Annotated in this window: 22 protein-coding genes; 10 read left to right on the forward strand and 12 right to left on the reverse strand. The window is 37.9% G+C overall.

Features of this window, described 5'->3' with window-relative positions; genetic code table 11:
- The first annotated feature begins 201 nt into the window (after positions 1–201).
- The 6 genes from PHH40_03835 to PHH40_03860 all read left to right on the forward strand — a co-directional run bounded on the left by PHH40_03835 (position 202) and on the right by PHH40_03860 (position 7,222).
- Positions 202–789 (forward strand): redoxin domain-containing protein, encoded by a 588-nt coding sequence (locus PHH40_03835; GenBank protein MDD2766858.1) that lies wholly within the window; start codon positions 202–204, stop codon positions 787–789.
- An 18-nt stretch (positions 790–807) separates the two neighbouring features.
- Positions 808–1,407, forward strand: coding sequence for a Fe-Mn family superoxide dismutase (locus tag PHH40_03840; GenBank protein MDD2766859.1), 600 nt, complete (start codon positions 808–810; stop codon positions 1,405–1,407).
- Positions 1,408–1,420: 13 nt separating this feature from the next.
- A complete protein-coding gene (locus tag PHH40_03845) occupies positions 1,421–4,036 on the forward strand; it encodes a ribonucleoside-diphosphate reductase subunit alpha (protein ID MDD2766860.1) in 2,616 nt (871 codons plus the stop codon).
- Between the two features lie 66 nt (positions 4,037–4,102).
- The gene (locus PHH40_03850) at positions 4,103–5,134 is read left to right on the forward strand and encodes a ribonucleotide-diphosphate reductase subunit beta (GenBank protein MDD2766861.1); all 1,032 of its coding nucleotides are present in this window, start codon (positions 4,103–4,105) and stop codon (positions 5,132–5,134) included.
- A 112-nt stretch (positions 5,135–5,246) separates the two neighbouring features.
- Complete coding sequence (locus PHH40_03855; protein ID MDD2766862.1) at positions 5,247–6,074, forward strand: hypothetical protein; 828 nt, start codon at positions 5,247–5,249, stop codon at positions 6,072–6,074.
- Positions 6,075–6,082: 8 nt separating this feature from the next.
- Positions 6,083–7,222 (forward strand): hypothetical protein, encoded by a 1,140-nt coding sequence (locus tag PHH40_03860; GenBank protein MDD2766863.1) that lies wholly within the window; start codon positions 6,083–6,085, stop codon positions 7,220–7,222.
- A 201-nt stretch (positions 7,223–7,423) separates the two neighbouring features.
- Here the strand turns inward: PHH40_03860 and PHH40_03865 are convergent, their stop codons facing one another.
- The 9 genes from PHH40_03865 to rpmH all read right to left on the reverse strand — a co-directional run bounded on the left by PHH40_03865 (position 7,424) and on the right by rpmH (position 14,942).
- Positions 7,424–8,674: an O-antigen ligase family protein gene (locus tag PHH40_03865; GenBank protein MDD2766864.1), complete on the reverse strand. Its 1,251-nt coding sequence runs from the start codon at positions 8,672–8,674 to the stop codon at positions 7,424–7,426.
- 43 nt (positions 8,675–8,717) lie between these two features.
- On the reverse strand, positions 8,718–10,004 hold the full coding sequence (locus tag PHH40_03870) for an O-antigen ligase family protein (protein ID MDD2766865.1): 1,287 nt from the start codon (positions 10,002–10,004) through the stop codon (positions 8,718–8,720).
- 2 nt (positions 10,005–10,006) lie between these two features.
- Positions 10,007–10,810: a glycosyltransferase family 2 protein gene (locus tag PHH40_03875; protein MDD2766866.1), complete on the reverse strand. Its 804-nt coding sequence runs from the start codon at positions 10,808–10,810 to the stop codon at positions 10,007–10,009.
- Entirely contained in the window at positions 10,719–11,666 is a 948-nt protein-coding gene (locus PHH40_03880; GenBank protein ID MDD2766867.1) for a glycosyltransferase family 2 protein, read from the reverse strand. The genes PHH40_03875 and PHH40_03880 overlap by 92 nt, the downstream gene beginning before the upstream one ends.
- A gap of 63 nt (positions 11,667–11,729) precedes the next feature.
- Entirely contained in the window at positions 11,730–13,196 is a 1,467-nt protein-coding gene (locus tag PHH40_03885) for a flippase (protein ID MDD2766868.1), read from the reverse strand.
- Between the two features lie 35 nt (positions 13,197–13,231).
- Positions 13,232–13,708, reverse strand: a complete 477-nt coding sequence (locus tag PHH40_03890) for a hypothetical protein (GenBank protein MDD2766869.1) — start codon at positions 13,706–13,708, stop codon at positions 13,232–13,234.
- A gap of 3 nt (positions 13,709–13,711) precedes the next feature.
- Positions 13,712–14,443 carry a YidC/Oxa1 family membrane protein insertase gene (locus PHH40_03895; GenBank protein MDD2766870.1) on the reverse strand — a complete coding sequence of 244 codons (732 nt, stop codon included), beginning with the start codon at positions 14,441–14,443 and terminating at the stop codon, positions 13,712–13,714.
- 19 nt (positions 14,444–14,462) lie between these two features.
- Positions 14,463–14,798, reverse strand: a complete 336-nt coding sequence (rnpA, locus tag PHH40_03900) for a ribonuclease P protein component (protein ID MDD2766871.1) — start codon at positions 14,796–14,798, stop codon at positions 14,463–14,465.
- A gap of 3 nt (positions 14,799–14,801) precedes the next feature.
- Positions 14,802–14,942 carry a 50S ribosomal protein L34 gene (gene rpmH / locus PHH40_03905; protein ID MDD2766872.1) on the reverse strand — a complete coding sequence of 47 codons (141 nt, stop codon included), beginning with the start codon at positions 14,940–14,942 and terminating at the stop codon, positions 14,802–14,804.
- 266 nt (positions 14,943–15,208) lie between these two features.
- Here rpmH and dnaA point away from each other — a divergent pair, with 266 nt between their 5' ends.
- The 3 genes from dnaA (at position 15,209) to PHH40_03920 (ending at position 18,360) form a co-directional block, all read left to right on the forward strand.
- Positions 15,209–16,624 (forward strand): chromosomal replication initiator protein DnaA, encoded by a 1,416-nt coding sequence (gene dnaA / locus PHH40_03910; GenBank protein ID MDD2766873.1) that lies wholly within the window; start codon positions 15,209–15,211, stop codon positions 16,622–16,624.
- A 263-nt stretch (positions 16,625–16,887) separates the two neighbouring features.
- On the forward strand, positions 16,888–18,042 hold the full coding sequence (dnaN, locus tag PHH40_03915) for a DNA polymerase III subunit beta (protein ID MDD2766874.1): 1,155 nt from the start codon (positions 16,888–16,890) through the stop codon (positions 18,040–18,042).
- Positions 18,043–18,066: 24 nt separating this feature from the next.
- Positions 18,067–18,360 carry a DciA family protein gene (locus tag PHH40_03920; GenBank protein MDD2766875.1) on the forward strand — a complete coding sequence of 98 codons (294 nt, stop codon included), beginning with the start codon at positions 18,067–18,069 and terminating at the stop codon, positions 18,358–18,360.
- A 133-nt stretch (positions 18,361–18,493) separates the two neighbouring features.
- Here the strand turns inward: PHH40_03920 and PHH40_03925 are convergent, their stop codons facing one another.
- Positions 18,494–21,064 (reverse strand): transglycosylase domain-containing protein, encoded by a 2,571-nt coding sequence (locus PHH40_03925; protein MDD2766876.1) that lies wholly within the window; start codon positions 21,062–21,064, stop codon positions 18,494–18,496.
- 148 nt (positions 21,065–21,212) lie between these two features.
- Between PHH40_03925 and PHH40_03930 the strand changes: the two genes are divergently transcribed.
- Entirely contained in the window at positions 21,213–22,580 is a 1,368-nt protein-coding gene (locus PHH40_03930) for a DUF1704 domain-containing protein (GenBank protein ID MDD2766877.1), read from the forward strand.
- 68 nt (positions 22,581–22,648) lie between these two features.
- Here the strand turns inward: PHH40_03930 and PHH40_03935 are convergent, their stop codons facing one another.
- Together PHH40_03935 and PHH40_03940 are read right to left on the reverse strand one after the other, a co-directional pair.
- Positions 22,649–23,599 (reverse strand): ATP-grasp domain-containing protein, encoded by a 951-nt coding sequence (locus PHH40_03935; GenBank protein ID MDD2766878.1) that lies wholly within the window; start codon positions 23,597–23,599, stop codon positions 22,649–22,651.
- Positions 23,554–24,471: an ATP-grasp domain-containing protein gene (locus PHH40_03940; GenBank protein MDD2766879.1), complete on the reverse strand. Its 918-nt coding sequence runs from the start codon at positions 24,469–24,471 to the stop codon at positions 23,554–23,556. Before PHH40_03940 ends, PHH40_03935 begins: the two co-directional genes overlap by 46 nt.
- Positions 24,472–24,474: the final 3 nt, after the last annotated feature.

Below are 24,474 nucleotides of genomic sequence, written 5' to 3' on the forward strand. Positions count from 1 at the left end.
TCTCTACCACTATATATAGTTGAAAACAAAAAATAAAAGAAAAATAGTCTCCATTTGTCGGCTTAAAATGGGGCAAGTTGACACATCGAAATCAACCCTCTATTATGGGGAGACCGTCAGTTTATTTTAATCAACACTAACAGTAAAAATATGGAACAAGAATCATGTTGTGGAGGCAGTTGTCATGAAGAAGAAATGGGGATGGAAAATGGATTTTTTCCTGTGATCGGGAAGAAGGTTCCTAATCTTGAATTCGACTATTTTCAGAAAGAAAGTTTTCATACATCACATTTTTCTGATTATCGTGGAAAATGGACTATCGTGTTTTTTTATCCTGCTGACTTCACATTTATTTGTCCAACAGAACTGGAAGAAATGCAGAATAATTATGCCAAATTCCAGGAACTCGGAGCAGAAATTCTTTCGGTATCCACTGATACCAAATTCACTCACAAGGCATGGCATGATCACTCTCCTGCTATCAAAAATATCGAGTATCCTATGGTCGCTGACCCTACTGGTGATATCGCTCGTACATTCGGTGTTTACATCGAAGAAGGAGATGATAAAGGACTCAGTCTTCGAGGGAGTTTTATTATTGATCCAGACGGCGTTCTTCAGGCATATGAAGTCCATGCGAACAATGTCGGACGAAGTGCAAGTGAGCTTCTCCGTAAATTGGAAGCAGCGCTCTTCGTAAGAGAACACGGCGGAGAAGTCTGTCCTGCAAACTGGAAGCCAGGAGCCAAAACACTCAAGCCAGGTATTGAATTGGTTGGGAAAATCTAAATCACAATACAAAATACTATGTCTCATATCTACGCCGCTCAAAACTTTACACACCTCCTCGGCCTTCCAGGCCTGAGCGATACCCTTCTTACCAATCACTTCACTCTCTATGAAGGATACGTGAACAATACGAATATCCTCTTGAAAAAAATGAATGCGATACGAGAGGAAAGACTAGGCGGAAATGATGAGAGAAAAGAAGAGTCGGCAGAATTACACAGACGATACTCTTGGGAGTACAACGGTATGAAATTACACGAATTGTATTTCGAAAATCTTACGAAAGAAAAAACAGTATTAGATCTCGAAAGTGATTTCGGAAAAAAACTCATTGAAAGATTTGGTTCTTACGAAACTTTTTTACATAATTTTACAAAGAATGTTGGAATGTTTCGTGGTATCGGCTGGGTCGCTCTTATCGAAAGAGATGGTGGACTTGGAATTATTTGGATCAATGAACACAATGAAGGACTCCTGGCAAATTCCAAAATACTCTTGATCATGGATGTCTTCGAACATGCCTATATGACGGATTATGGTATCAAAAGAGCTGAGTATATCGAGACATTTTTCCGCTCTGTTGATTGGAAAAAAGTAGCAGAACGATTTGGAAATTAATCAAAACAAATATATGACTCTGACTCAAGTAAAACGACGAGATGGTGCAATAGTCGCATTCGACAGATCACGCATAGAACAAGCAATAGAAAGTGCTTGCGATGCTACAGGGGAGACAGAAAAAGATTTCATTCCTGCAATCACCGATGAAATCATTGTTGATATCGTTGCGACATGCGGGGAAGATAGCGAAACACATATTCCTTCAGTAGAAACCATCCAGAACTTTGTCGAAAAACATTTGATGAGAGAGAGTCGATATGAAATCGCAAAAGCGTATATTTTATATCGAGAGAAACAGAATGAGAAGCGAGAAGAACACAAAGAACAGCTCATCGAACAATTTGAGAAACATTCGATGAAGGTTATCAAGACAAATGGAAAAAAAGAACTCTTCGATATTAAAAAAATCAAAAAGGTTTTTGATAGAGCAGCACTCGGCTACGAGAAAGAATGTTCTTTTACCGACCTTATTGAAGCTTTCAAAAAAAATATCGTCGATGAAATCAAGACTTCTGATATCAGTAATCTCCTTGTCAAAACATGTGTCGATCTCGTGACAATAGAAAACATTGCTTGGCAGAATATTGCTGCACGCATTCTTCTCGGAGATCTCTACAAAAAAGCGAGGCGGAATCGTAACCTCGAGCAGAAAGATATCTACAGTCCAAAGGCTTTCAAAGATTTGTTCGACGACTACATCAAACGAGGACTGTACTTCAAAGATTTTTATGATTACTACTCAGCCGAAGATATTCTCTCTGCCGGAAAACTTCTGTCCTGTGAAACTGATCTGGATTACGAATACACTACCATTGTTTCATTCACGAAACGTTATCTCTTGAATCCCAACAAAGAAGTGCGAGAATTGCCTCAGGAAATGTATATGGCAGTAGCGCTCTTCTTGGCTATTCCGGAAAAGAAAGAAGATCGTCTCGCTTTTGCTTTCAAGATTTATGAACACTGTTCGAAACAACGTATTTCTTTGCCGACACCGACACTTCTCAATGCTCGCACCAACTATCATCAACTCTCGAGTTGTTTCAAAATAAATATCAATGATGATCTTCGTGATATCTACCATGCTATCGAAAATATGGCTCAGATATCCAAGTTTGGTGGGGGAATAGGTGTCTATCTCGGAAACATTCGCTCTCGTGGCAGTGCGATCCGCGGTATCATCGGTATGTCTGGTGGTGTCAATCCTTGGATCAAGGTTATTAATGACACAGCAATTGCTGTCAATCAACTCGGTGCTCGCCTCGGTGCCATCTCTGTCACGCTCGACATCTGGCATCGTGATATCTACGATTTCCTTGATTTACAGACAGAAACAGGAGATATCCGTTCCAAAGCATTTGATATTTTTCCTTCTGTTTCTATCCCAGATCTCTTTATGAAGAGACTCGAGGCAGATCTCGATATTACACTGTTTGATCCACATGAAGTAGAAACTTTGTATGGAAAAAGACTTCAAGATACATTCAATGAAGAATTTGAAACATTCTATGAAACTCTCGAGAAAGACGAGAGACTCACGATGAAAAAAGTTGTAAAAGCGAAGGATGTCTTCAAAAAGTTCTTGAAATCAACCGTTGAAACCGGTATGCCATATGTCTTCTTCCGAGACACCGTCAATCGTCTCAACCCAAACAAGCATGTCGGAAATATCTATTCTACTCAACTCTGCACAGAAATTTGTCAGAATACATCAACCACAAAATTTGTCGAGGAAACCCTCGAAGATGGGAAAATAATCATTCGATACGAGCCAGGAGATCTCGTGGTGTGTAACCTCGCTTCGATCAACATCGCTACTGTATACAAAGAATCTGTGATTGCTGACGTTTTCCCTGTTGTGATGCGTGTCCTCGACAACGTCATTACGCTCAATTACTATCCCGTCCAAGAGGCCAAGCGGACTGCGATGAGATACCGAAGCGTTGGTCTCGGTTATCTCGGATTAGCAGAGTATCTCGCTGTACGAGAATTGGCCTACGATAGTGAGGAGGCTCGTACAGAAGTCGATCGACTTTTCGAACGTTATACCTATTACACTTACCGCTCTTCTGTTGATCTCGCTAAAGAACGTGGATATTATGAACTCTATCCAGGAAGCGAGTATTCCAAAGGCATCCTCCTTGGTCACAACACCAAATGGTTCGAGACGCATACATCCTTTGCGAATGATTGGAAGAAGCTCTTCTTGGACATGAAGACTTCAGGTGTACGATTTGCCTACCATACGGCTCCAGCACCCAATACTTCGACAGCAGGTGTCGTCGGCACCACTGCAGCACTTCTTCCTATCTACAAAAAATTCTTTATTGAGACTAATCTCTCTTCACCGACTATTCGTGTTGCCCCCAAACTCTCCAACAAAAACTTCTGGTACTACAAGGAATACATCAATATGAATATGAACGATGTCATCGATATGATGTCGGTCATTTATCCTTGGATTGATCAGTCTATCTCGTTTGAATGGATGATTGATCCGTCCAAGGTCAGCCCTGCTCAACTCTTCAGCTATTACGTCAAAAGCTGGAAGCAGGGGATCAAGACAGTCTACTACGTACGTAGCCTCTCTGCTGAAATAAAGGATAATTGTGTCAGTTGTAGTGGTTAGAATCAGTTAACAAAGAGCAGATAACAGATAACAAAAAAGATTGATCAATTATCTATGACTGAAGAAATGAAAAGAAACCTCCTTTTCAATCCAAAAGGGAACGATGATGTCGAGAAAAGAACTATCATCAAAGGAGCAACAACGGGATTGTTCAATCTCAACGCAACCAAATACCCTTGGGCCAAATCCCTCTATCAAGTGATGATCGGAAACTTCTGGGTACCCGAAAAAGTATCTGGACTCAAAGACGATGCACGAACATTTCATACCGATCTTGGAGAAGAAGAACAGCGGGCATACAAAGGTATTCTCTCGTTTCTCATCTTTCTCGACTCTCTCCAAACCGTCAATCTCCCTCATTTCTCCGACTATATCACTTCTCCAGAAGTCAATCTCATCCTTTCTATCCAGGCCTACCAGGAAGCTATTCATTCTCAGTCATATGCAACCATCCTCGAATCCGTCGTCGAGAGCAAGGAACGCGACGAGATCTATTATTTCTGGCGTACAGACAAGATCCTTCTCGATCGCAACAAATACATTGGGAAAATCTACGAGGATTTTATCAATAAGCCCTCGGACAAAAACTTCTTCCGCGGTGTTGTTGCCAATTTTCTTCTTGAATCTGTCTATTTCTACAATGGATTTGCATTTTTTGACACACTCGTCGACAGAATGAAAATGCTCGCCACAGGACGGATGATTGCTTATATACGCCGTGATGAACTCACTCATATCACCATTTTCGCGAATATTATTCGCGAAATTAAGAAGGAGTTTCCAGAACTTTACGATGAAAAGTTGATCATCAAAATGATGTCGACGGCAGTCGATCAAGAAATAGAATGGGGGAAACACATTCTCGGCAATCGTATTCCTGGTATAAACAGTGAAACAACCAGGGACTATACTCACTGGCTCGCGAACAATCGCCTCGCGATGCTCGGTATCGGTCCACTCTATCCGAATGCCGTTTCCAATCCTTACAAACATCTCGATCGATTGCAAGATCCAAATGGTGATAAGGGCAATTTCTTTGAGACCACCGTAGTGAATTATACGCAGTCAAGTAGTATGAACGGAAGTTGGGATTTTTAATTCTCTTTATACACCAAAAACTCCTCATTATTTTTTGAGGAGTTTTTTGTTTGAGAAAAGAAAAAGTATGATATAATTATGAGAGCTTTCTTTTCAAAAAATAAATTTTCGTATGTATAAAAATAAAAACTTTTTTATCGTATTTTTCTTTCTTCTTTTTTCTGTCAGCACCGTTCTCTTTGTTGACCAAGCGACATCTGCAGGATTGCAATATACACTGCTTGAAAAAATCCCTGGATTTGCAAGTACTGACGGGAGTGATCTTCCAAAATATATCATTGCTATCTACAATGTTGGTCTTGCTGTTGTCACACTTTCTGCTGTGCTCATGATTTCGATAGGCGGGTTTATGTATCTCACGAGTGCCGGAAATACTTCCTCGATGGGAACGGCCAAAGGCATCATATTTGATGCTCTTATTGGTCTCGTCATTGCTCTTTCTTCTTGGGTCCTTTTGAATGTCATTAACCCTGATTTAGTCAATGTCTCAATCAATGGTCTTTCTGCAACGCCTGTCTCACCAGGAGTTGCCAGAGAAATGACGGCACCTTCTGCTATAACAGGAGGTTTGACTGATGCAGAAGCGAGAGCCCAATTATCCAGTGCGGGAATAAACGTAAATAGTCCGGAACCAACAACAAGTCTTGGTAATATTCCAGCATCCACAATTACTCATATTATCCAGCTGAAAAACACTTCAGGATGCTCTGATTTCAGAGTTACTGGAGGCACTGAGCCCGGCCACGTTTCACATGGTGCAGGACTACCGATAGTTGACGTAACCAATTCACCATGTTTGAAAAGTTTTCTTACGAACAAAGGAAACCTTGCTGGTGTGCATATTACAAAAATCTGCGCGATAGCATCAGAACAGGCAGTGGCATTTAATTGTGGCTATAAAGAACCTGCACCCCATTTTCACATTGTATTCACCCCCTAAATATTGCTATGAAAAAAGTTTTTTACTTTTCTCTCGGTCTTCTTTTTTTGGTTCTCATTTTTCTGGGAGCCTATAATTTTGTCTTCAAAAATAACGTCAATGATCCGACTGTTGCTATCGACGGAAAAACTTTGACAAATAAAGAACCATTTACGGAAGAAAAGCCTCTTTCCATAAGCATTTCTCCTTTTCTCAATGAAGACGTCTCTGATGTCAGTATTTCTTTGGATGGATTTCTCTTCTACTATTCACTTGACGATCAAGCGCTGAAAAAAGCAACTCTGGAAGGGAAGGATAAAACAGTCCTTCTGAGCAATCTCCCTGGGACACCGACACGTATTCTCTGGTCACCCAAGAAAGACCGCGTTCTCCTTTTTCTCAAACAATCCACTGGAGAAAGTTTCTGGTATTCTGTCGATATCGCTACCAAAACACTCATCCCTCTCAAGGCAGAGATATCACGCATTGCTTGGAATAATCTCGGCGACACCCTCTTGTACCAATACACTGATTTCACTACTGGAAAAAGAACTCTCAATACCGCTCGTCCTGACGGCACCGCCTGGAAGAAAATAGTGGATGTTAGTCGCGACACATACATCGCCCCTATTCCTCAGAGTGCGAGTATCTCGTTTTGGAGCAGACCAAACGCTTTTGAAGCCACTTCTTTCGAAAGTGTTGGTATTACTGGGGAGAGCCGAAAAACACTCCTTTCAGAGAAGTTTGGAGCGGATTACCTCTGGTCTCCGAACGGTGAGAAAGTCCTCGTGAGCACGAGTAGTGAAAAAGGAGGGAAGGGGATGTTCCTAGGCAGTATGAATGCCAATGGTGGAGAATTTCAGAGTCTCGCTACTCCAACTCTGATTTCCAAAGTGGTTTGGTCCAAAGACAATAAGACTATCTATTTTGCCTTACCTGGATCGATTCCAGAAAATGCCGTCCTTCCAAACGATTATTTCGAAAAATCTCTTCATACGAAAGATACTTTTTGGAAACTTGATATGAGCAATGGAAAGAAAACACGTCTCACAGAACTCAAAGAAGTCGTGCAGAATTTCGATAGCACCAACCTCCTTCTTTCTCCAGATGAAAGTACGCTTTTCTTTACCGATCGAGTCACCAAACGCCTCTACCGCATAGAGCTTTAAATACAAGGGATATTTTCTGTTGCATAAGAAACTTTTTCACAAGAATCTTTCTGGGAGGCTTGAAATTTTTTTCAGCATGGTTCCGACGCTTCGTCGGATGAAAAAAAGTTCACGCAAAGAGTTTGCCCGCTGGGGCAAATGAATGGCTACCCAGAGAGGTTGCTTGTGAGAAAGTATTTCAAAACAAAAAATATTTTTATTCTATAAAAGGATCTTCTCTTTCTTTATTAGACTCATACCGAGACCAAAAATAATCCAGAAGATGAATGCAAGATCGGTCTTGAAAAACGGAGTGTCTACAAAACCGAGAACCAGAAAAAAAGAAAGGAGTGCTACAAAAAGAGCACTTCTTTTTTGTATATCATCAGCGTGATGCACATTTTTTCCAAAAGAAAGCATCTTTTTGATCCAGACAAAAACAAGAAAAAGAAAGCTAAAAAGACCGATAATTCCTGTTTGAAGCCAAAGCGCCATATACAAGTTATGTGGTTGTGGTACCGCCCATTCAAGATACAATGGAAAGTGCGATTGGTAAGAAAGGTACACTTCCTGAAAACGTCCGATACCGATACCAAAGACAGGATTCTCCGCAATAGCTGTTGCTGAAACCTTCCATATCATTATTCGTGAAGCAAGTGAGGATCTCTCGTGAAAAGAAGTCAGTGCTTGCCACTTTTCACTGCCTGACTCAAAAAAGAGAAATGTGAAGAGAAAAAAGAGAAGGAAAAACACTATTTGTTTTTCCTGTGTCGCAGGAGTATTTTGTGTTCTCTTTAAAAAGAAAAAGAGGCCCTCTGCAAGAAGTATACTCATCCACACTGCATATGAATGGGTATGAAAGAGTACGAAGAGTAAAGAGAAAAAAACACCAATCATCATTCTCTTACTCCATTTTTTGTTAACAAAAATCGGGTGAAAGAAAAAATAGTGCACCAAAAGTATTCCGGGAGCCAGAAAGAAAGCGAGATAGTTTGGGGATGCATACCAGGCAGAAAGACGGTTGTCAAAAGTCATTTCTCCTTGGAAAAAATATTCGAGAGCAAGCAAAGAAACGGAAGCGATGACACCAAGCCAGAGAAAAAGCATTGTATCAATATGTTTCTTTTCTGGCTTTGTTTCTGTCCATAGCCACACGAAGAGAGTCGGGACAAGAAACCATGTTTTGATCATTCCGAGTCCTGTCCACGAAAATGGATTTGCAACAAACGAGAGAATGGCCCCTCCACAAAAAAGCACTATACCAACAAAGAGCGCTTTGCTTTCTGTGGCGTTTCTGAGAGGATAAAATACTTTTTTGATACATCCATACAAATATATCATCAAAGCCACTCCTACAGGCATTTCAACGCTGTACAGAGGTATTCCAAAGAGAATTGTTTTGAAATGTGCTATAGGAAGCAAGAGAATGCTTAGAGCGAGACACGTCTGAATAAAAAACTTTTCTTTGAACATATATGAAGTCTCTTCTCTTATTATTAAACTTTAAATGATTTCTTTATGTGCTTTCTTGGGTTTTCTCTTTACTATACACTCCAAGTGCCAAGAAAAAGAGAAGGAGGGGAAGAATATGTACCGAAAAAAGAGGCGTTTCGAAAATGGCATGTGATGAAAAAAGAAGAAGAGAGGAAAATACTGCCAAAAACAATGTTTCTCCTTTTTTATACCACCTCCTCCAAGCAGAAACAATACCAAGAAAGAGGAGTCCTTCGAAGAAAAAAAGTCCAGGAAGTCCCAATTCTCCCGCTACATCGAGATAGGTATTATGAGCATAGATTGGTTCTCGGTATGTAGCTGTCGGCTTGACAGTGAGCGGGTAATTCCCGAGACCACTCCCAAGAAGAGGATGTTCTCCTACAAAATCAGCAGTCATCTCCCACAAACGAAGCCTTTCTTTGTTTGATGCATCTGTTTGGGAGAAACTCGAGAAAAGACGTGTGCCAATAGGACTCAATAATACTATTGTACCGAAAAGTAATACAATACTACTTGCAAAGAAAAATGATTTTCTCTTTTTTATATACCGAAAAAGAAAGGGGAAAGAAAATGCACTCAGTCCGACAATGAGTCCGATATATCCGCCTCGCGAAAAAGTGAGTAGATCAGCGATCAGAACGATGATTGCTCCTAGCACAAAAAGGTGTCGTATTTTCCCTACTGATTTCTCCGCAACAAACAGAATAAGAAAGAGTGACATTCCGAGAAAAAAAGAAAACATGTGTGGGTCGGGAAAAAAACCAGTGGCTCGCAAGACCGTTCTTCCAGAGATATTCACAAGAAGACTCGGGTATTCCGCTACTACGGCGCCAAAATTCGGTCCAAGAAAAAAAGGGAGTACCGACTTCACTAAAAAAGCAAATACTTTTTCGACACCAAAGACAAATTGCATACAAAACAAAATGAGAGAAAGGCTCGCGGAAAGCAATACTCCGAAAGCAATGTATCTGGCAGCTTTTTCTCGAAACACTTTTTCTTGCAATAAATCAGCAAATACTAAAAAAAGTGGGAAGAAGGAGAGAAGAAAAAGGATCTTGCGTATTGCCCATTCACTTTTTTCTGCCCAAAATATCGATGCAATAGCCCAGAAGAGGAAAGCAAGAAAAAAGAATAGGGTACTCGGGCTCGGCAAAGAAATATGTTTTTTCACTAAACCTTGTACACACCAAAAAAGAAAAAGGATGGTGGCGAATATTCGTATTATCGGCAAATCTATCCCATCTGTTGGATGGAGAGCAAATTGGAACGGAAGGAAGAAAAGGAAGAAAAATGTGAGTTTTTTGAGCATATCTATGATGTTTTGTGCCGAAAAAGAGAGTGCAAACAAAAAAGAACGATGTTTTCCCACAAAGGTCGGTGTTTTTTGTAATATTTTTTTTGTGAGATATAAAATTGATTTTTCTGTTTTTCTTTCGAATGAGTGCTTTTTCCACCAAAATGGAGAAGGGGGAGGTTGGTTTGTCGCGCAACCAAAAATCCTCCTTCACGCACTTTCTTACAAAGATCTACGTCTTCGAAATAAAGAAAGAATTGTTCATCAAAGCCTTTTCTATAAAAGAAAAGATCTTTTCGAATAAAGAGTCCGCAACCACTCACCCAATCAGGGAAAGAAAGTCCAGATTTTTGCCACCGATTCTGATGCTTGGGTGTAATATTGTTCCAGAAAAGACGGTGTAATGTCGGTTCATATCCACATCCCCACGGTTCTTCTTGATTTTTTTCATCTACAAGCATCATACCAAGAACACCTATATTTTCTTGTTCTATAAAAAGAGTTCGTATCTCGTGGAGAGATTTTTTGATCCAGAGAACATCGGGATTGATAAATCCAAGAATATCTCCTTGTGCTTCTTGTGCGCCTCTGTTATTCCCCGCACCGAAACCATTGTTACACTCATTTTCTTTCAGAATGAACGGAAATCGTTTTTGAAGTTTCTTCAGAGACAACTCTTCTTTTTTGTCATTATTAACAACAATAATTTCAAAAAGGTTTGATTCTTTTTCAAAAGAAAAGATGCTTTCCAGAGCGGATTTTAGATAGTAAACGCTCTGATAATTGACGAAGATAAGAGAAATAAGCGGTCGGGTATTCATTGAAAAAATCGTTATAGGCACGATATACTTGTTCTGAAGCAGGAGTTTTCCACACTTTTCTATCAAACAAATTTTTCGCTCTTCGTATTCTAACATAAAGAGCTATGTGCGGTCGAAGGAAAAAAGGGGTGTGTTTCTGAAAAAAAATCAGTCCGGAAAGGACAAGGAAGTACACTTTTTGAGGATTTTCATTACTTTTCTCCCTATGATAGACTTTTGCTCCTGAAACGACAAGGAGGTCAAAACCAGCTTCTCTTGCACGAAAAGAGTAGTCTACATCCTCATAGTAGAGAAAAAAACACTCGTCGAGAAATCCTATTTTTTCAATAAGCTCTTTTTTTATAAGGAGAGCGCAACCAGTAAGAAAGTTGCTTGTATATGTGTCTTTGTTTTGTTCTGTTAAAGAAGGTTTCGTATGTATGGCCCTCATTCGGGAAAAAAGCACTCTTCCTTGAGCAAACCATATTTTCTTCTTTTCTTCTTCATAAACAACTGGGCTCAGTAAACCAGCATGGGAATGTTTTTCTCCAGCAGAAACAAGAAGAGAAAGTGCTTCTGAATCGATTTCTGCATCATAATTAAACAAGAGACAATATTCTGCTCCACAGGAAAGCGCCTCCTTTATACCGACATTCATTCCTTTGGAAAAACCGAGATTTTCCTTATTTTCAATAAAAATACATTGTGGAAATTGTTGTTTTACTTGTCTAAAGGAGTGATCGGTAGAGTGATTATCCACCACAATAATTTCTTTGTTTGAATATGAAAGCTGATGAAGTGACCGCAAACATGAAGGAAGACAGTCTGCTCCATTGTAATTCAAAACAATAATTGCCACTTTTGGCTCTATAGACATATTTTTCAACAATATACACGATTTTTTGTCAAAAAAGTATTGATGTGAACACTTTTTCTTTATCTACAAGGTTATTGTTTCTCCTTTTTCGATAGACGAAAAGTCATTTTTCTCTCCTTTTTGAAAAAGATTCATCACTTCTTTAGCTGTGATGGCTCGAGTAAGCCAAAGCATAATAAGATACGTAGCTACTCCTGAAAAACCAGCCAGGAAAAATGAATATGGGGAAAGAAAAAGAAGAATGAAAGACATACTCATTCCTGACAGAAGAATTTTTCCGATATTCTCAAAGGAAGGGCGATACTGAACATGTTTGTATACAAGAAAACTTGTCACCAGAACAACAAGCATTTCTGTGGCTAGCGAAGAGAAAGCTGCTCCGTGATAGGAAAAGCGAGGAATAAGAAAGAAATTCAGACAGATATTGAAAAGAGCGACAAAAAAGAGTGTTTGCATAAGTTTTTTTTGAGCATTCCCAACGATAAGCAACATATTGAAAAAGTTTCCGAAAAAGATACAGGCAAGAGAAAAAATCAATATTCGAAGTACTGGTGCCGACTCCATAAAACCCTCTCCAGAAACAATGCGAATGATATCATCTGAAAGAAACCACGTACCCACAACAATAGGAACAACGATAATGAAAAAAACTTTGAAAGTTTTATTCGCTATTTCCTCAAAATGCTTTCTCTTGGTGTAAATAAATCGCGAAAGAAGGGGAAGAATAAGGCCAACAAGCATCGCAGGAAAGAAAATAAGATTTTCCATCACCTTGTAAGCAACATTGTAAATACCTACATCGGCATTACTCTGAAGTAAAGAAAGAAGTATGGTGTCTATTTTGAAATACGTGAAGGTAATGATGGCAGTTGCTCCCATCGGCAACGACTCGCGTAGAAAATTCTTCCAAAACACGACATCAATCTTCGGAGAAAATCGAATAAACCTCCGGCTCAGGAGAAAAACAATAATAGCATTAAAAGAAAGTGATGCGAGAAGTGTCGATGTGACAGCTAAAAAGCCGAGATCTGCCTGAACAACAAAGAAAACGAGGCTTACCTGAAAAACTTTGCCAAGAAACTCGATAAGAGCAACTTTATCCATAGCGAGACGCTTCTGGAAGATGCCATTCATGAAAAGTGACGTAGTAGAAAAGAGAATTGCTCCTGCTGCAATCAAAATCCCTGTTTTCAAATCATTTTCATACTGCAAGAAAACAATTAAAAGAGGCGCGAGAAGGAAAACAGTCAAAGAAGTGGTTAATCGCAGAGAAAGCACCTTACTTAAAATGTTTTTTTCATCAGCCCCTTCTCTTGAAATCTCACGCGCAGTCACGGAGCTCAGGCCTAGGTCTGCAATGGCGGAAAAAAACGCAAAAAAGGCCAACACTGTGGAATATTTACCAAATCCATCTTGTCCAAGGTATCCCGTAATCAAACGAATTGAATACAGAGAAAGAGCCACTGTGGAAAATACCTTCAAGAAAGAATTGAGAACGACATTATAGGCGATTTTTCGCGCAAGAGCCATTGTATTCTTTTTAATTGTAGAAAAAAACAAAAAATCTACTTTCCTTCTTTTTTTGGATGAATCACTACTTTACGTGCTTCTCCTGTTCCAACACTCTCTGTTATTACTTCATCGTTGTCTGCGAAAAAAGAGTGCACTATTTTACGTTCATACGGAAGCATTGGACGCAAAGTAACCGATATATTGGTATTTAGAGCTTCTTCCTCCGCTTTCTTTGCTTCTTTCTCGAGCAATGCTTTTTTTTCAAGAAAATAATCATTCACATCCACAATAATCTGAATTTTTTCTGTTATTTTCTTACGGAGAAGAATGCGTAAAATATGTTGAATAGCGGTCAGATTTGTACCATATTGACCAATAAGAAAGTTTTGATCTTTCTCAACAGTTAAACGACAAAAAAAACTCTTTGAATCGGTTTCTTGTTCCGAAACCTCAATTTTTGCTTCAAAATCAAGCTTTTTGAGCAATTCTTCCAGGAGTTCTTCAATAATTTGTTGATAGGTTTTTTCCATACACTATTTTTCTTCTTTTACTTTCAATAAAACCTTTTGTTGAAATAACATAAAAAGAGTCGAGAAGAGCCAGTAAAGGGAGAGGGCCGCAGGAAAGGTTACTCCGATAAAGAAAGTCATTCCAGGACCCAGATAGAGCATCTGCTTATTCATTATACTCGCAAAATCTGGTTCTGACGAAGAAGACTCTTCTTTGGGCGGTAAGAGAGGGGACTGCAATAACATTTTTGTCTGGAAATATTGAGCTAAAGCAGAAAGAATAGCGAGTATATAGCTTGGTTTAGTGAGATCGAGTATATGGAGAGAGAGATGATTGATTTCTCCTGGATTTTGTATAAAACGATAGAGATCGGTCGGATTCACAACAAAACCGCTCTGTGAAATATTGATAATCACTCGATAAATAGCAATAAGAAAGACGAGCTGAATAATAAGAGGTAAACAACCAGAAAAAGGGTTGGCATTATTTTCCTTATAAAAAGCCATAAGTGCCTTTGTTTGTTGTTCTTTGTTGTTTTTGTATTTTTGTTGAATGGCCTTGATTTTCGGTTGCAATTCCTGCATCTTTCGTTGAGATTCGATTTGCTTCTTAGAAAGCGGTATAAGAAACGATTTCAGCGCGAGGGTCGTCAAAATAATAGCGATGCCAAAGTCATGGCCTGGAATGACATTATAAAAGAAAATAAGGGTATTGTAGAGCGGTTGATAGATAGAAATGTCAAAAATATGCATCATACTCTTTTTTTATTTAATACTATTTATTCAGTATCTGAAAAAGATCTTCTATTCTCTTTTTTATCTCTATAAATGGCCTTTCTTTGGACTGTTTTTGAGTGAGAAAAAACACAACATCTCCTTCTTTAGGCCATTTTTCCTTATAAGAATACACTGCTTCAGACAATCTTCTCCTTAATCTATTTCGGTCCACGGCAAGTGGGAGGTATTTCTTACTCAAAGAAAATCCGATATGAAAAGATGGAGTATCTTTTTTATAACGACAGCCTATTCCTTCAAAAAAAAGAGTCTTACCGAAGCGAAAGACTCTTTCAAAATCCTCTTTTTTTCGCAAACAAAAACCTTTTTTCAACATACTTTATGCTACAGTCAGTTTCTTGCGACCGTCTCTACGACGGTTAGCGACAACTTTTCTTCCTCCGACGGTATTCATTCTTTCGAGAAAACCGTGCCGACGAGCACGCTTGAGTGTTTTTGGTTGATATGTTCTCTTTGGCATATAATAAACATTACATCTTAGTCAATTGGATATTTTTCTATTGTACCAGAAAAAGAAAGGAAGTCAATCTCCAAGCCACTTTTTCTCTTTTTTTTCTCTCTTTCTCTTTATTCGTCTTTTTATATAAAAAATATCCTCTCTAGAGAGATTTTTCAGAGTTATACACCACTTATCCACTCTTTCTTTTTTCCCCCTCTTTGCCTCTTGTTCTAAGCGTGATATACTTTAATTCATTCTTTTTATCCCTAGTTAGGTGGTTTTGATTTATGACAAACGAGGATCTCTGGAAAGCTGTTTTAGGGCAAATGGAACTTTCTATTTCAAAAGCAAATTTCATTACCTGGTTCAAAAACACGAATATTGTCAGTAATCAAGACGGTATTATTACTATTGGCGTTCCAAATGGTTTTGCAAAGGAATGGCTTGAGAATAAATACAATCTCTTTATTTTACGTGCACTTAAAGAACTAAGTGGTGATATACAGAGTATTCGTTGTATTATTGCTCCTGAAAAAATAATTTCTTCTGTTAATTATTCAACTCCTCAAAAAAATATTGATGCTGTTCGAGCTCCGGAAAATACTGGCTTTGTACGAAAAAAGATTATAGAAAAACCTTTTTTTACAGAGACGGGTAGTTCTACACCTACTTTTCATGAAACAAATCTCAATAATCGCTATACCTTTGAAAATTTTATTGTTGCGGAAAACAACGAGCTTGCTCGAGCGGCTTGTTTTGCTGTTTCACAAAACCTTGGTATGGCCTACAATCCTCTTTTTATTTATGGTGGTGTTGGGCTCGGAAAAACACATCTTCTCCAATCAATCGGCAATGAACTCGTGAAAAATTCTCCAGAAAAGAGGATTAAATACATCAATTCTGAACGATTTACAACAGAACTTGTTGATTCAATTAAAAATCAAAAGGTTGATAAATTTAAAGAATATTATCAACAGATGGATCTTCTTATTATTGATGATGTTCAATTTCTCTCAGGAAGAGAAAAAACACAGAATGAATTCTTTCATATTTTTAATGCCCTCTATCAACTTAATAAACAAATTGTTATCTCAAGCGATCGCCCTCCAAAGGCCATTCCTACGCTCGAAGAACGGTTAAGGTCTCGTTTTGAAGGAGGAATGATCACTGATATCAGTCGTCCAAACTTCGAAACACGCGTTGCTATTCTAGAATCAAAAATTGCTGAGAAGTCTTTTCTTATGGATACTCCTTCTATTCATTTTATTGCACAAAATATCACTCAAAATATTCGCGAACTTGAAGGCGCTTTAAACAGAGTTATTGCTTTTTGTGAGTTTCACAAACTTTCTCCAACACTTGAAAATACAGAAAAGATCCTTTCTCAACTTATAGAAAATAATAAAAAAACTATCCAAATAGAGGATATCTTCCGTGTTATTACTCTTTTTTATAATATTACTCAAGAAGATCTTGTAAAAAAAGGACGTAAAAAAGAAATAGCTCATCCTCGGCAAGTCATGATGTATATGTTACGAACAGAACTTCAAACTCCTTTTTCAAGTATTGGAGATATTTTTGGAGGAAGAGATCATACAACAGCCCTTCATGCATTTGAAAAGATACAAAAAAACAAAGACCTTCACCCACGACTGAAAGAAGAGTTACAAACACTTAAAGAGCGTCTCTATTACCCGGTATAATGTATAAGTGTGTATAAGTACCTAAAAATGGTGTAAAGTTGTTGTATAACATTTCAGTTGTTGTGGATAAAAAGAAGTTGTTTTTCTTTTTTCTCTCTTTCTTTAAAAAATAATATACTTTCCATCTTCATTCTCTTTTTCCACTCTCCTTAAAAAGATTGTAAAGAAAGCATAAAACAAAGTTATCCAGATATCCACACCACTAATAGTAATAATGAAGTCTTTAAAATTTAAAAAATAATAACCATTAATACACTCTCTTTATGAAACTCATTTGTACACAAGAAAACCTCAATAGAATAATTTCTTATTTAGAGAAAGTAGCTGGAAAACAGTCAACACTTCCAATTTTAAGTAATTTTCTTCTTGAAACAGAAAATGGCAGATTGAAAATATCTGCAACAAATCTCGAAATCGGTATTATAGGATATATTGGAGCAAAAATAGAAAAAGAAGGGAAAATAGCAATACCAGCAAAATTACTGAGTAACTTTATTCATAATCTTCCTCTTGGAGATGTGCTTGAATTAGAAAGCGATACTGAAGGGTTGAAAATAATCAGTACAGCTTATCAGACGAAAATAAAAGGGTTAGATGGAAAAGATTTTCCTATTATTCCTGAATATAAGGAAGAATATTTTTTCTCGTTTCCAGCTCAAGAATTAAAAAGAGCTCTTTCTCGACTTCTCTTTTGTATTAGTGTAAATAATGCACGTTTAGAGCTCACTGGTGTGCATATTTTCTTTTATAAAGACCATATAGAATTAGCTTCTACAGATAGTTTTCGTCTCGCAGAAGAAACTATTCCTCTTGTGGTCCAAGGAAGTGAATATGATGCATTTCTTACAAACAATCAATCGCTTATCATTCCAGGAAATACCCTTCATGAAATTATTCATATTATTACCCCAGAAAGTAAAGATGTAAAAATTGCTCTCAAAGAAAATCAAATATTTTTTGAAATAGATGGCGTTCAAATTATATCAAGGATTATTAATGGTAAATATCCAGATTATAAGCAGATTATTCCAAAAAATTTCCAATTTCAAGCTGTTTTTGAAAAAGAATCACTACAAAGAGCATTGAAAATAGCAAGTAGTTTTTCTTCCTATAATTCAAGTGAAATTACTCTTCATCTTCAATCAAAAGAGAAACAATGTGTTGTTTCATCAGAATCTCAAGAAATAGGTACAAATAAAGCTATTCTTCCTATAGAGATAATAAAAGATAATATTGAACCACTCACCATTATCTTTAATCCACGATATCTTTTAGAGGGAATAAGTGCTCTTGGAAGTGAAAAAATTCTTTTCTCTGCAAATGATAAATCAACACCAGTAGAATTAAGAATCTCAGATACAAAAAATACCCTTCTTACAGAAAATTATCTCTATATTGTAATGCCTATTCGTAAATAGAAGACCCTTCTTACAAAGCATATTATGAGAAATCTTAAAGATCTTCTTCCAAGAAAACGCTCTTCTTCTGTTGTTGTGGAAATAGATGAAAAAACAATTTTTCATATTGCAAAACGTATTTTAATTGAAGAATATGGCGTTCGTGGTGGAGAAAATATTATACCGAGTTTTTATAAAGAAAAAAAACTCTTTCTTTCTCCACGAAGTTCTTTGTGGGCAAATGAGGTTTATCTTATGAAAGAACATATTACTCGGAGAATCAATGAAATGTCGGGTAATGAAGTAGTAAAAGAGATAAAAATTACACAACAAATATAAGTGCTGTCACGGCGCTTGAAACTCCATTACTCACCCCAAATAAAAGTAAATCTTTATTTTTTGGGCTCACGAGGAATTATAAAAACCCTCTACAGTAGAGGGTTTTTATGTGAAAAAAGAAAAGAGGTTGTTTTTAGAAGCTGACACTCATATTTTTACTATCAGTATCAGTGTTGCCATTTTTATCCTTTACTTCAACACTAATAGTAATAGTAGAAGCATTTTTATCAAGAGGAATGGTGTATCCTACTGTATAAGGATCAGAAGCAGTAGATCCTACAGAAGATCCATTTATAGAGTAGGTGACAGATTCTACTCCATAAGGAGCATCAATAGAGGCTGTAAGAGAGAGCGATGCTGATGTTGTGGTATCTGGGGTGGAAAGTTTGACATCTACCCTATATTTTTTGAAATCACTTTCTTTACATTCATCTGTTGGTGGAGCGCCAAGAATAGATCCTTTTTGGTCTTTATACCAATCTTTCACACTTTTCTCCCAATTTTTAAATTGAGAATCATTTTCAGGTTTTTCAGGAATTGGTCCACGAGGATCTTCTCTGTCAACATAAAAGAGAATATCATGGGTACTTGTAAAATCTTTTTTATCTTGTTCGCTTTCTGGACAATATTTATTTGAAAGACAATACGTCTTTTTTTCTCCCGGAATAGAACAAACCTTCAAATCCTTTTCTTTTTCAATTTTTCCTGAAAGCATTGGTTTGTTTGTTTTTCCTTCTCCGTCACCAATTTCATCATCAGGAGTATATTTAGGAAAACTTTCTAGAGCATAATTTACCAAAGCTTTATCAAGAAAGTATCGCCAAATAGGAGCTGCGACATTCACACCGTCAGACCCCTCAAGCATTGAGCTATTATCATTATTTCCTGCCCATACACCAACAGCAAGTGAGGGGGTATACCCAATCGTCCATCCATCGCGAAATTCGTTTGTAGTACCTGTTTTAGCAGCAACCGAACGAATATCAAATTGAAGGGGTGATTTTGCGCCAAAAACCCATTCCCGATTATTATTATTAGAAAGAACGGAATCGAGCATGGCCACATATTTTTCTTCGATAACACGCTCTCCTGTATCAGGAGTATATTCTTCAATTTTTTGTCCTTTAGCATCTTCAATTCGCAAAATAGCGACCTTGTTGTGTCGGATACCTCCTGTTGCAAGAGTACTATAGGCATTTACATGGTCTAGGAGACGAACCTCTCCTCCTCCTAATACAAGAGATAGGCCGAGTTTCGAGGGATCATTGAGCCCTGTAATGCCGAGGTTTTTTGCGGTGGCAATAGCATTCTTCACGCCGACGAGATAGAGTGTTTTGACAGCAGGAACGTTGAGCGATCCCCCGAGAGCTTTCATTATTGGAAGCGGACCATGAAATTTCCCATCATAATTGTTTGGTTCATAACTTTTTCCTTCAGCTGTTTCAAACTGTGTCTTTGTATCATAAAGAATAGTCTCAGGAAGATAGCCTTTTTCAAATGCCGCGAGATAAACATAGGGCTTAAAAGAAGAGCCAGGTTGTCGATTTGCAATAGCGACATTGAAATTTGGTTCAAAAGTACAGTTCTTTCCTGTGATACACCCTGCCGGCTCTGATGTACCAAAATAATCTTTCGAGCCTACCATAGCGAGAATCTGACCAGTAAGCGGATCCATGGCCACAAGAGCAGCATTTGCAGCTTTCCATTTTTTATTTTTTTCTGCAGATTCACGGATAGCCTCCTCAGCAATTTGTTGTTTTTCCCAATCGAGAGTTGTAATAACCTTATATCCACCCTGTTCGACTGCCTTATCTCCGTATTTTTGCTGGAGAATATCTTTTATATACATCACAAAATGAGGAGCAGCGAGAATATTTCTCTGATTTTTAATCTTGCTCAACGTATTTGTTTCTATTGCCTCAGTAGCTTGTTCTTGGGTGATATAGCCAAGTCGCGCCATTGTCTTGAGAGCAAAAATTTTTCGTCCTATAAGTGCATCCGTATGAGAGCCGTAAGGCGAATAATATGCCGTAGCCTGAGGAAGTGACGCCACGAGAGCGGCTTCGTCGAGAGTCAGTTCTCGAGCAGGTTTTCCGAAAAATGTCTGAGATGCTGATTCAACACCATAAGCGTTGGACCCATAAGGTATTTCATTGAGATAGAGAGCGAGAATTTCGTCTTTAGAAAACTTTGTTTCGAGTTCGATAGAAAGAATAACCTCTTTAATTTTTCTTAAGAGCGTCTTTTCATTTGTCAGAAGGGAGTTTTTAACGAACTGTTGTGTAATAGTTGATCCTCCCTGAGCTTTTCCGAGATTGATGATATCTTTAAAAAGAGAACGAAAAATAGAAGTAATTTTTATACCATGATGATTATAAAAGTCTTGATCCTCGAGGCTAATAGTAGCGTATTTGATGACATCAGGCATGTCAGCAAAGTCAATAACGGTTCGTTTTTCTTCTCCATGGACATCATAGAGGAGATGCTCACCACTTCGATCATAGATTTTGGTTGATTCAATAACGACACGGTTATTGATAATGCCAGTACTTGGGAGATCTTTAGCGATATAAACAAACCCACCAAGAGCAATCAGTACACCGAGTATAGAGAAAAAAAGCACACCTTTCCACAAAAAAGACCAGAACCTTGTTTTTGGCTTTTCTATGCCCGATATTTGTCTTCTTTTTCGAAAAAAAGTCATAGAGTAGATATGGGAGATATCTCTATTGTATAGCATAAAACAGATGAAAAGACAAGGAGTGGATTTGATTTGAAAATTTGATTTTTTTGCTACAGAAGGTATATTTTGATAGTATTGCAAATAGAGAATCAATTATTTTTTTAGAGAGATGTTTGAAAATCCAGCTGAAGTAAAACCTAAACCAAAAGAAGAGGCACTCGATACGCAATGGTATTCTCAGTTTGAAAAAATTGGCAGTTTTCAGGCTTACGAATATTTTGATGGTGATAAACAAACAAGAGAAAGAGAAAAACAAACATTTCTCGCTGGAGAAAAAGAAAATCCAGAGCTTGACTACCCTTTGCTGAACCTTGAAAATATAGCAAGTCGCGAGGGAGATCTTCTTCGTCTGAAAGAGTTGATCCTTAATGAGGAGGAGAATGAGGTGGTAAAACAAGTATATTGGTGGAAGCTGAATGAGAAGATTGCTGAAAATCGTTTGCTCAAGGCAGCCGCCACTGGCGATCAGAGGAAATTCAAACGATACTCAGAATTCATCTACGGAAAACCATCACCTGAAATCTTTGCTTACTCTTTAGGAAGAGTAAGACAAATTATGAAAAAAGCAGACGAAAGTGAAAATGAGGAAATTCGAGTACTTGGTAGTGAGTTTGCCTCACTATTTTCCATAAAAGATGCTTTTTCTGTGACTATTCCTTCAAGGGAAGTTCAAGCTGTAGCAAGAGAATCAACATTGGAAAGTGTCGGTGACTTAGTGAATATCAATGTTGACTCGGATCAAGAATTTTCTGCGGAAGAGATTAAGGTGCTTTTTGAAGGTGCGCTCCAAGAGTTATCTTCTGAAGGTTGGATAGTAGTGATTAATCCAAATAAGAGTGGTATAAGTGTCAACCAAGAAAAAAAGTCTGTAGAAATCCCTGAAAATAAAAAACTTTCTCTCCGTGCCCTCAAGGGTCTGATAGCACACGAAATTGGAACACACGCCGCTAGAAGAATTCGCGGGGAGAGAACGAAACTCAAGATGCTTGGTTTGGGATTTGATCGTTATGAAGCAGGAGAAGAAGGTATAACAGGACTGAGAGAACAAGTCCTCGAAGGAGAGGTAAAGGACTTTTCTGGATTTGATGGGCATTTTGCTATCAGTCTTGCTACTGGGGTTGACGGCCATCCTCGTGATTTTCGACAAACTTTTGAAATTTTAAAAAAATATTACCATCTTCAGAATATGCTGAAAGGTATGCCAAGAGAAGAATCTGAAAAAAAAGCCGAGACTTCTGCCTGGGGAAGATGTGTGAGGACATTCCGCGGGACGAATTCTCAGACTCCGGGAATTTGTTTTACGAAAGACATTATTTATCGTGAAGGAAATATAGCAATATGGGAATCTGTTGCTAAAAATACTCCAGAAATGAGCAGGTGGGATGTGGGAAAATATGATCCTTCCAACCCACGTCATATTTGGATTCTTGATCAGTTGAATATTACTGACGAACAACTTCAGTCGCTTGAAAAATAGAGAATCGTCTTCTCTGTAAATATACATCCATAGAATTTCCTATTGAATTCATGGAGATGAACAATGTCTTACAAAGAAGATCTCTTTTCAAGGGAATCAATAAAATTTTTACAAAATTTTCTCCGATTTTCTCCGGTGATTGAGCCTTTGAACCCTATTTGATCGTTTATTTCAAAAATATAAGGAGTGCCATCTCGATCGATTCCAAAATCTATTGAATAAAAAGGAGAAGAAAATGCAGCATCAATCAGAGGGTGGACTTTACTTACAATAGACCGAAGCGCAACAGGAGCATCCTCATACGAAAATTCAAAACATTGGCCACCCTGACTTATATTCGCGCGAAGCTCTCCTTTTTTTGGTTCACGTGCCTGGAGCAGTATAGGCGTACTGTTTATTATTATAATACGGAGGTCGTGGCGTCCAGAAATGATATTTGGCACACCATTACTCGTATCAACAAATTTCTGAAGAATAAACTTTTTGTCTGGCACAAGAAGAGCAGAAGTGATGTTCTCTGCTTCGGTAATAATAACTCCCTTTCCGCCAAACCCGTCTACTGGTTTGAATACTGCCATTTCTTGCGGATGGAATAATAGCCGAGCAGTTTCAAGGTCCTGTTTTGAAGAGATGGGAAAGGTTTTTGGCATGTATTCTTTGAGGAGCTCATAGGTGAGATCTTTATTGTTGGCAAGTTTTTTGAAGGCGAGAGAATTGAGTGTTTTATGATCAATGTCAGGTGTTGGGAAGTCTTTTCGTATGCTTCGATCAAAAATGGCATCAAAAAGAACTTTCTTTTCTTGGAACTCAAATTGTTCCCCGGTAAAAAAGAGTATATTTTCAAATTCCATTCCACCGTGATGAATGGTAGGTTTTACTCCGAGATACATATCGAGCCCTCGTGATCTTCCTTCATGAAAAAGAGACCAATAAATTTCTCTACGATCGGGAATATGAGCGTATGGGTCGGTTGCTACTTCTTTTTTTGTGAAGTAGATGAGGATTTTTTTATTTGGCATAAGTAGTTGAAGAGAGAAATAATTTCTGTTGATTGCGGATCTTCTGGTGTGAATCCAGGAGAGCGATTTACTTCAAAGAGGTACATCTTTTTATTTTTTGAAGAAATAACAATATCTACGCCAGCAACCTCAATATGTAAAATTCTTGATGCTTTTAGTGCGAGTGTCCGAAGCGGTGATGAAATTTTTCTTGGGTCAGAATAGGTTTCTGTTCCGCCGAGACTCGCGTTGTTTCGAAAGTCCTCGTCAATTTTTCGTGTACGCTCTTCGAGTGCACCGACAACATTCCCGGTGATAAATATACGAAAATCTGATTGATTAGGAATAAACTCTTGAAGAATAAGTTTCTCAATGTCACTATGATCGAGAAGGGAAAGAAGTTCTTCTCTAGTGCGTATAAGAAATACTCCTTTGCCTTGTCGAGAAAGTATTTTTTTAGCAACAAGAGGGAGTTTGAGAAATTTTTCAGCACGAAGTAATTTTTCTTTGTTGTAAGAAGGTGAAAAATATGTTTTCGGAACAGGAAGTCCATTTTCTGCGAGAACAAACATTTGGGAAAGTTTTCCATTGATAGAACCAAAAACATGATGAGTATCGACAAAGGGAATATTCCTTTTTTGGAGGTAGAGTGCGACAAGAGTGGCGATGGGTTGGTATTTCCCGGCACGTTTTATATAAACACTATCAAAGCATGAAAGAATTTTCCCATCACAAAGAATACGAGTATTATCTTTCACGATAAAAAATTCCATGGATTGAAAATTTCCAAGTTCGTAGAAAAATAAATTCTCAAACATTTTTTTGAGAAGAGGATCAAGACTTTTTAGATCAGTGATTACTTTGTGAGTCGGCTTGTCAGTAAGGATAAGCATAAT

This window comes from Candidatus Moraniibacteriota bacterium, from assembly GCA_028688415.1.
In the GTDB taxonomy this organism is placed as follows: domain Bacteria; phylum Patescibacteriota; class Minisyncoccia; order Moranbacterales; family UBA1568; genus UBA1568.

What these genes read in the sequence shown, in the direction of transcription:
- PHH40_03855 (MDD2766862.1), top strand. Translation starts at nt 5,247, where the DNA reads ATGTATAAAAATAAAAACTTTTTTATCGTATTTTTCTTTCTTCTTTTT.
- PHH40_03840 (MDD2766859.1), top strand. Translation starts at nt 808, where the DNA reads ATGTCTCATATCTACGCCGCTCAAAACTTTACACACCTCCTCGGCCTT.
- PHH40_03850 (MDD2766861.1), top strand. Translation starts at nt 4,103, where the DNA reads ATGAAAAGAAACCTCCTTTTCAATCCAAAAGGGAACGATGATGTCGAG.
- PHH40_03845 (MDD2766860.1), top strand. Translation starts at nt 1,421, where the DNA reads ATGACTCTGACTCAAGTAAAACGACGAGATGGTGCAATAGTCGCATTC.
- PHH40_03885 (MDD2766868.1), bottom strand. Translation starts at nt 13,196, where the DNA reads ATGGCTCTTGCGCGAAAAATCGCCTATAATGTCGTTCTCAATTCTTTC.
- PHH40_03875 (MDD2766866.1), bottom strand. Translation starts at nt 10,810, where the DNA reads ATGAATACCCGACCGCTTATTTCTCTTATCTTCGTCAATTATCAGAGC.
- PHH40_03870 (MDD2766865.1), bottom strand. Translation starts at nt 10,004, where the DNA reads ATGCTCAAAAAACTCACATTTTTCTTCCTTTTCTTCCTTCCGTTCCAA.
- dnaA (MDD2766873.1), top strand. Translation starts at nt 15,209, where the DNA reads ATGACAAACGAGGATCTCTGGAAAGCTGTTTTAGGGCAAATGGAACTT.
- PHH40_03895 (MDD2766870.1), bottom strand. Translation starts at nt 14,443, where the DNA reads ATGATGCATATTTTTGACATTTCTATCTATCAACCGCTCTACAATACC.
- PHH40_03835 (MDD2766858.1), top strand. Translation starts at nt 202, where the DNA reads ATGGAAAATGGATTTTTTCCTGTGATCGGGAAGAAGGTTCCTAATCTT.
- PHH40_03920 (MDD2766875.1), top strand. Translation starts at nt 18,067, where the DNA reads ATGAGAAATCTTAAAGATCTTCTTCCAAGAAAACGCTCTTCTTCTGTT.
- PHH40_03890 (MDD2766869.1), bottom strand. Translation starts at nt 13,708, where the DNA reads ATGGAAAAAACCTATCAACAAATTATTGAAGAACTCCTGGAAGAATTG.
- PHH40_03865 (MDD2766864.1), bottom strand. Translation starts at nt 8,674, where the DNA reads ATGTTCAAAGAAAAGTTTTTTATTCAGACGTGTCTCGCTCTAAGCATT.
- PHH40_03880 (MDD2766867.1), bottom strand. Translation starts at nt 11,666, where the DNA reads ATGTCTATAGAGCCAAAAGTGGCAATTATTGTTTTGAATTACAATGGA.
- PHH40_03925 (MDD2766876.1), bottom strand. Translation starts at nt 21,064, where the DNA reads ATGACTTTTTTTCGAAAAAGAAGACAAATATCGGGCATAGAAAAGCCA.
- rpmH (MDD2766872.1), bottom strand. Translation starts at nt 14,942, where the DNA reads ATGCCAAAGAGAACATATCAACCAAAAACACTCAAGCGTGCTCGTCGG.
- PHH40_03930 (MDD2766877.1), top strand. Translation starts at nt 21,213, where the DNA reads ATGTTTGAAAATCCAGCTGAAGTAAAACCTAAACCAAAAGAAGAGGCA.
- PHH40_03940 (MDD2766879.1), bottom strand. Translation starts at nt 24,471, where the DNA reads ATGCTTATCCTTACTGACAAGCCGACTCACAAAGTAATCACTGATCTA.
- dnaN (MDD2766874.1), top strand. Translation starts at nt 16,888, where the DNA reads ATGAAACTCATTTGTACACAAGAAAACCTCAATAGAATAATTTCTTAT.
- PHH40_03935 (MDD2766878.1), bottom strand. Translation starts at nt 23,599, where the DNA reads ATGCCAAATAAAAAAATCCTCATCTACTTCACAAAAAAAGAAGTAGCA.
- rnpA (MDD2766871.1), bottom strand. Translation starts at nt 14,798, where the DNA reads ATGTTGAAAAAAGGTTTTTGTTTGCGAAAAAAAGAGGATTTTGAAAGA.
- PHH40_03860 (MDD2766863.1), top strand. Translation starts at nt 6,083, where the DNA reads ATGAAAAAAGTTTTTTACTTTTCTCTCGGTCTTCTTTTTTTGGTTCTC.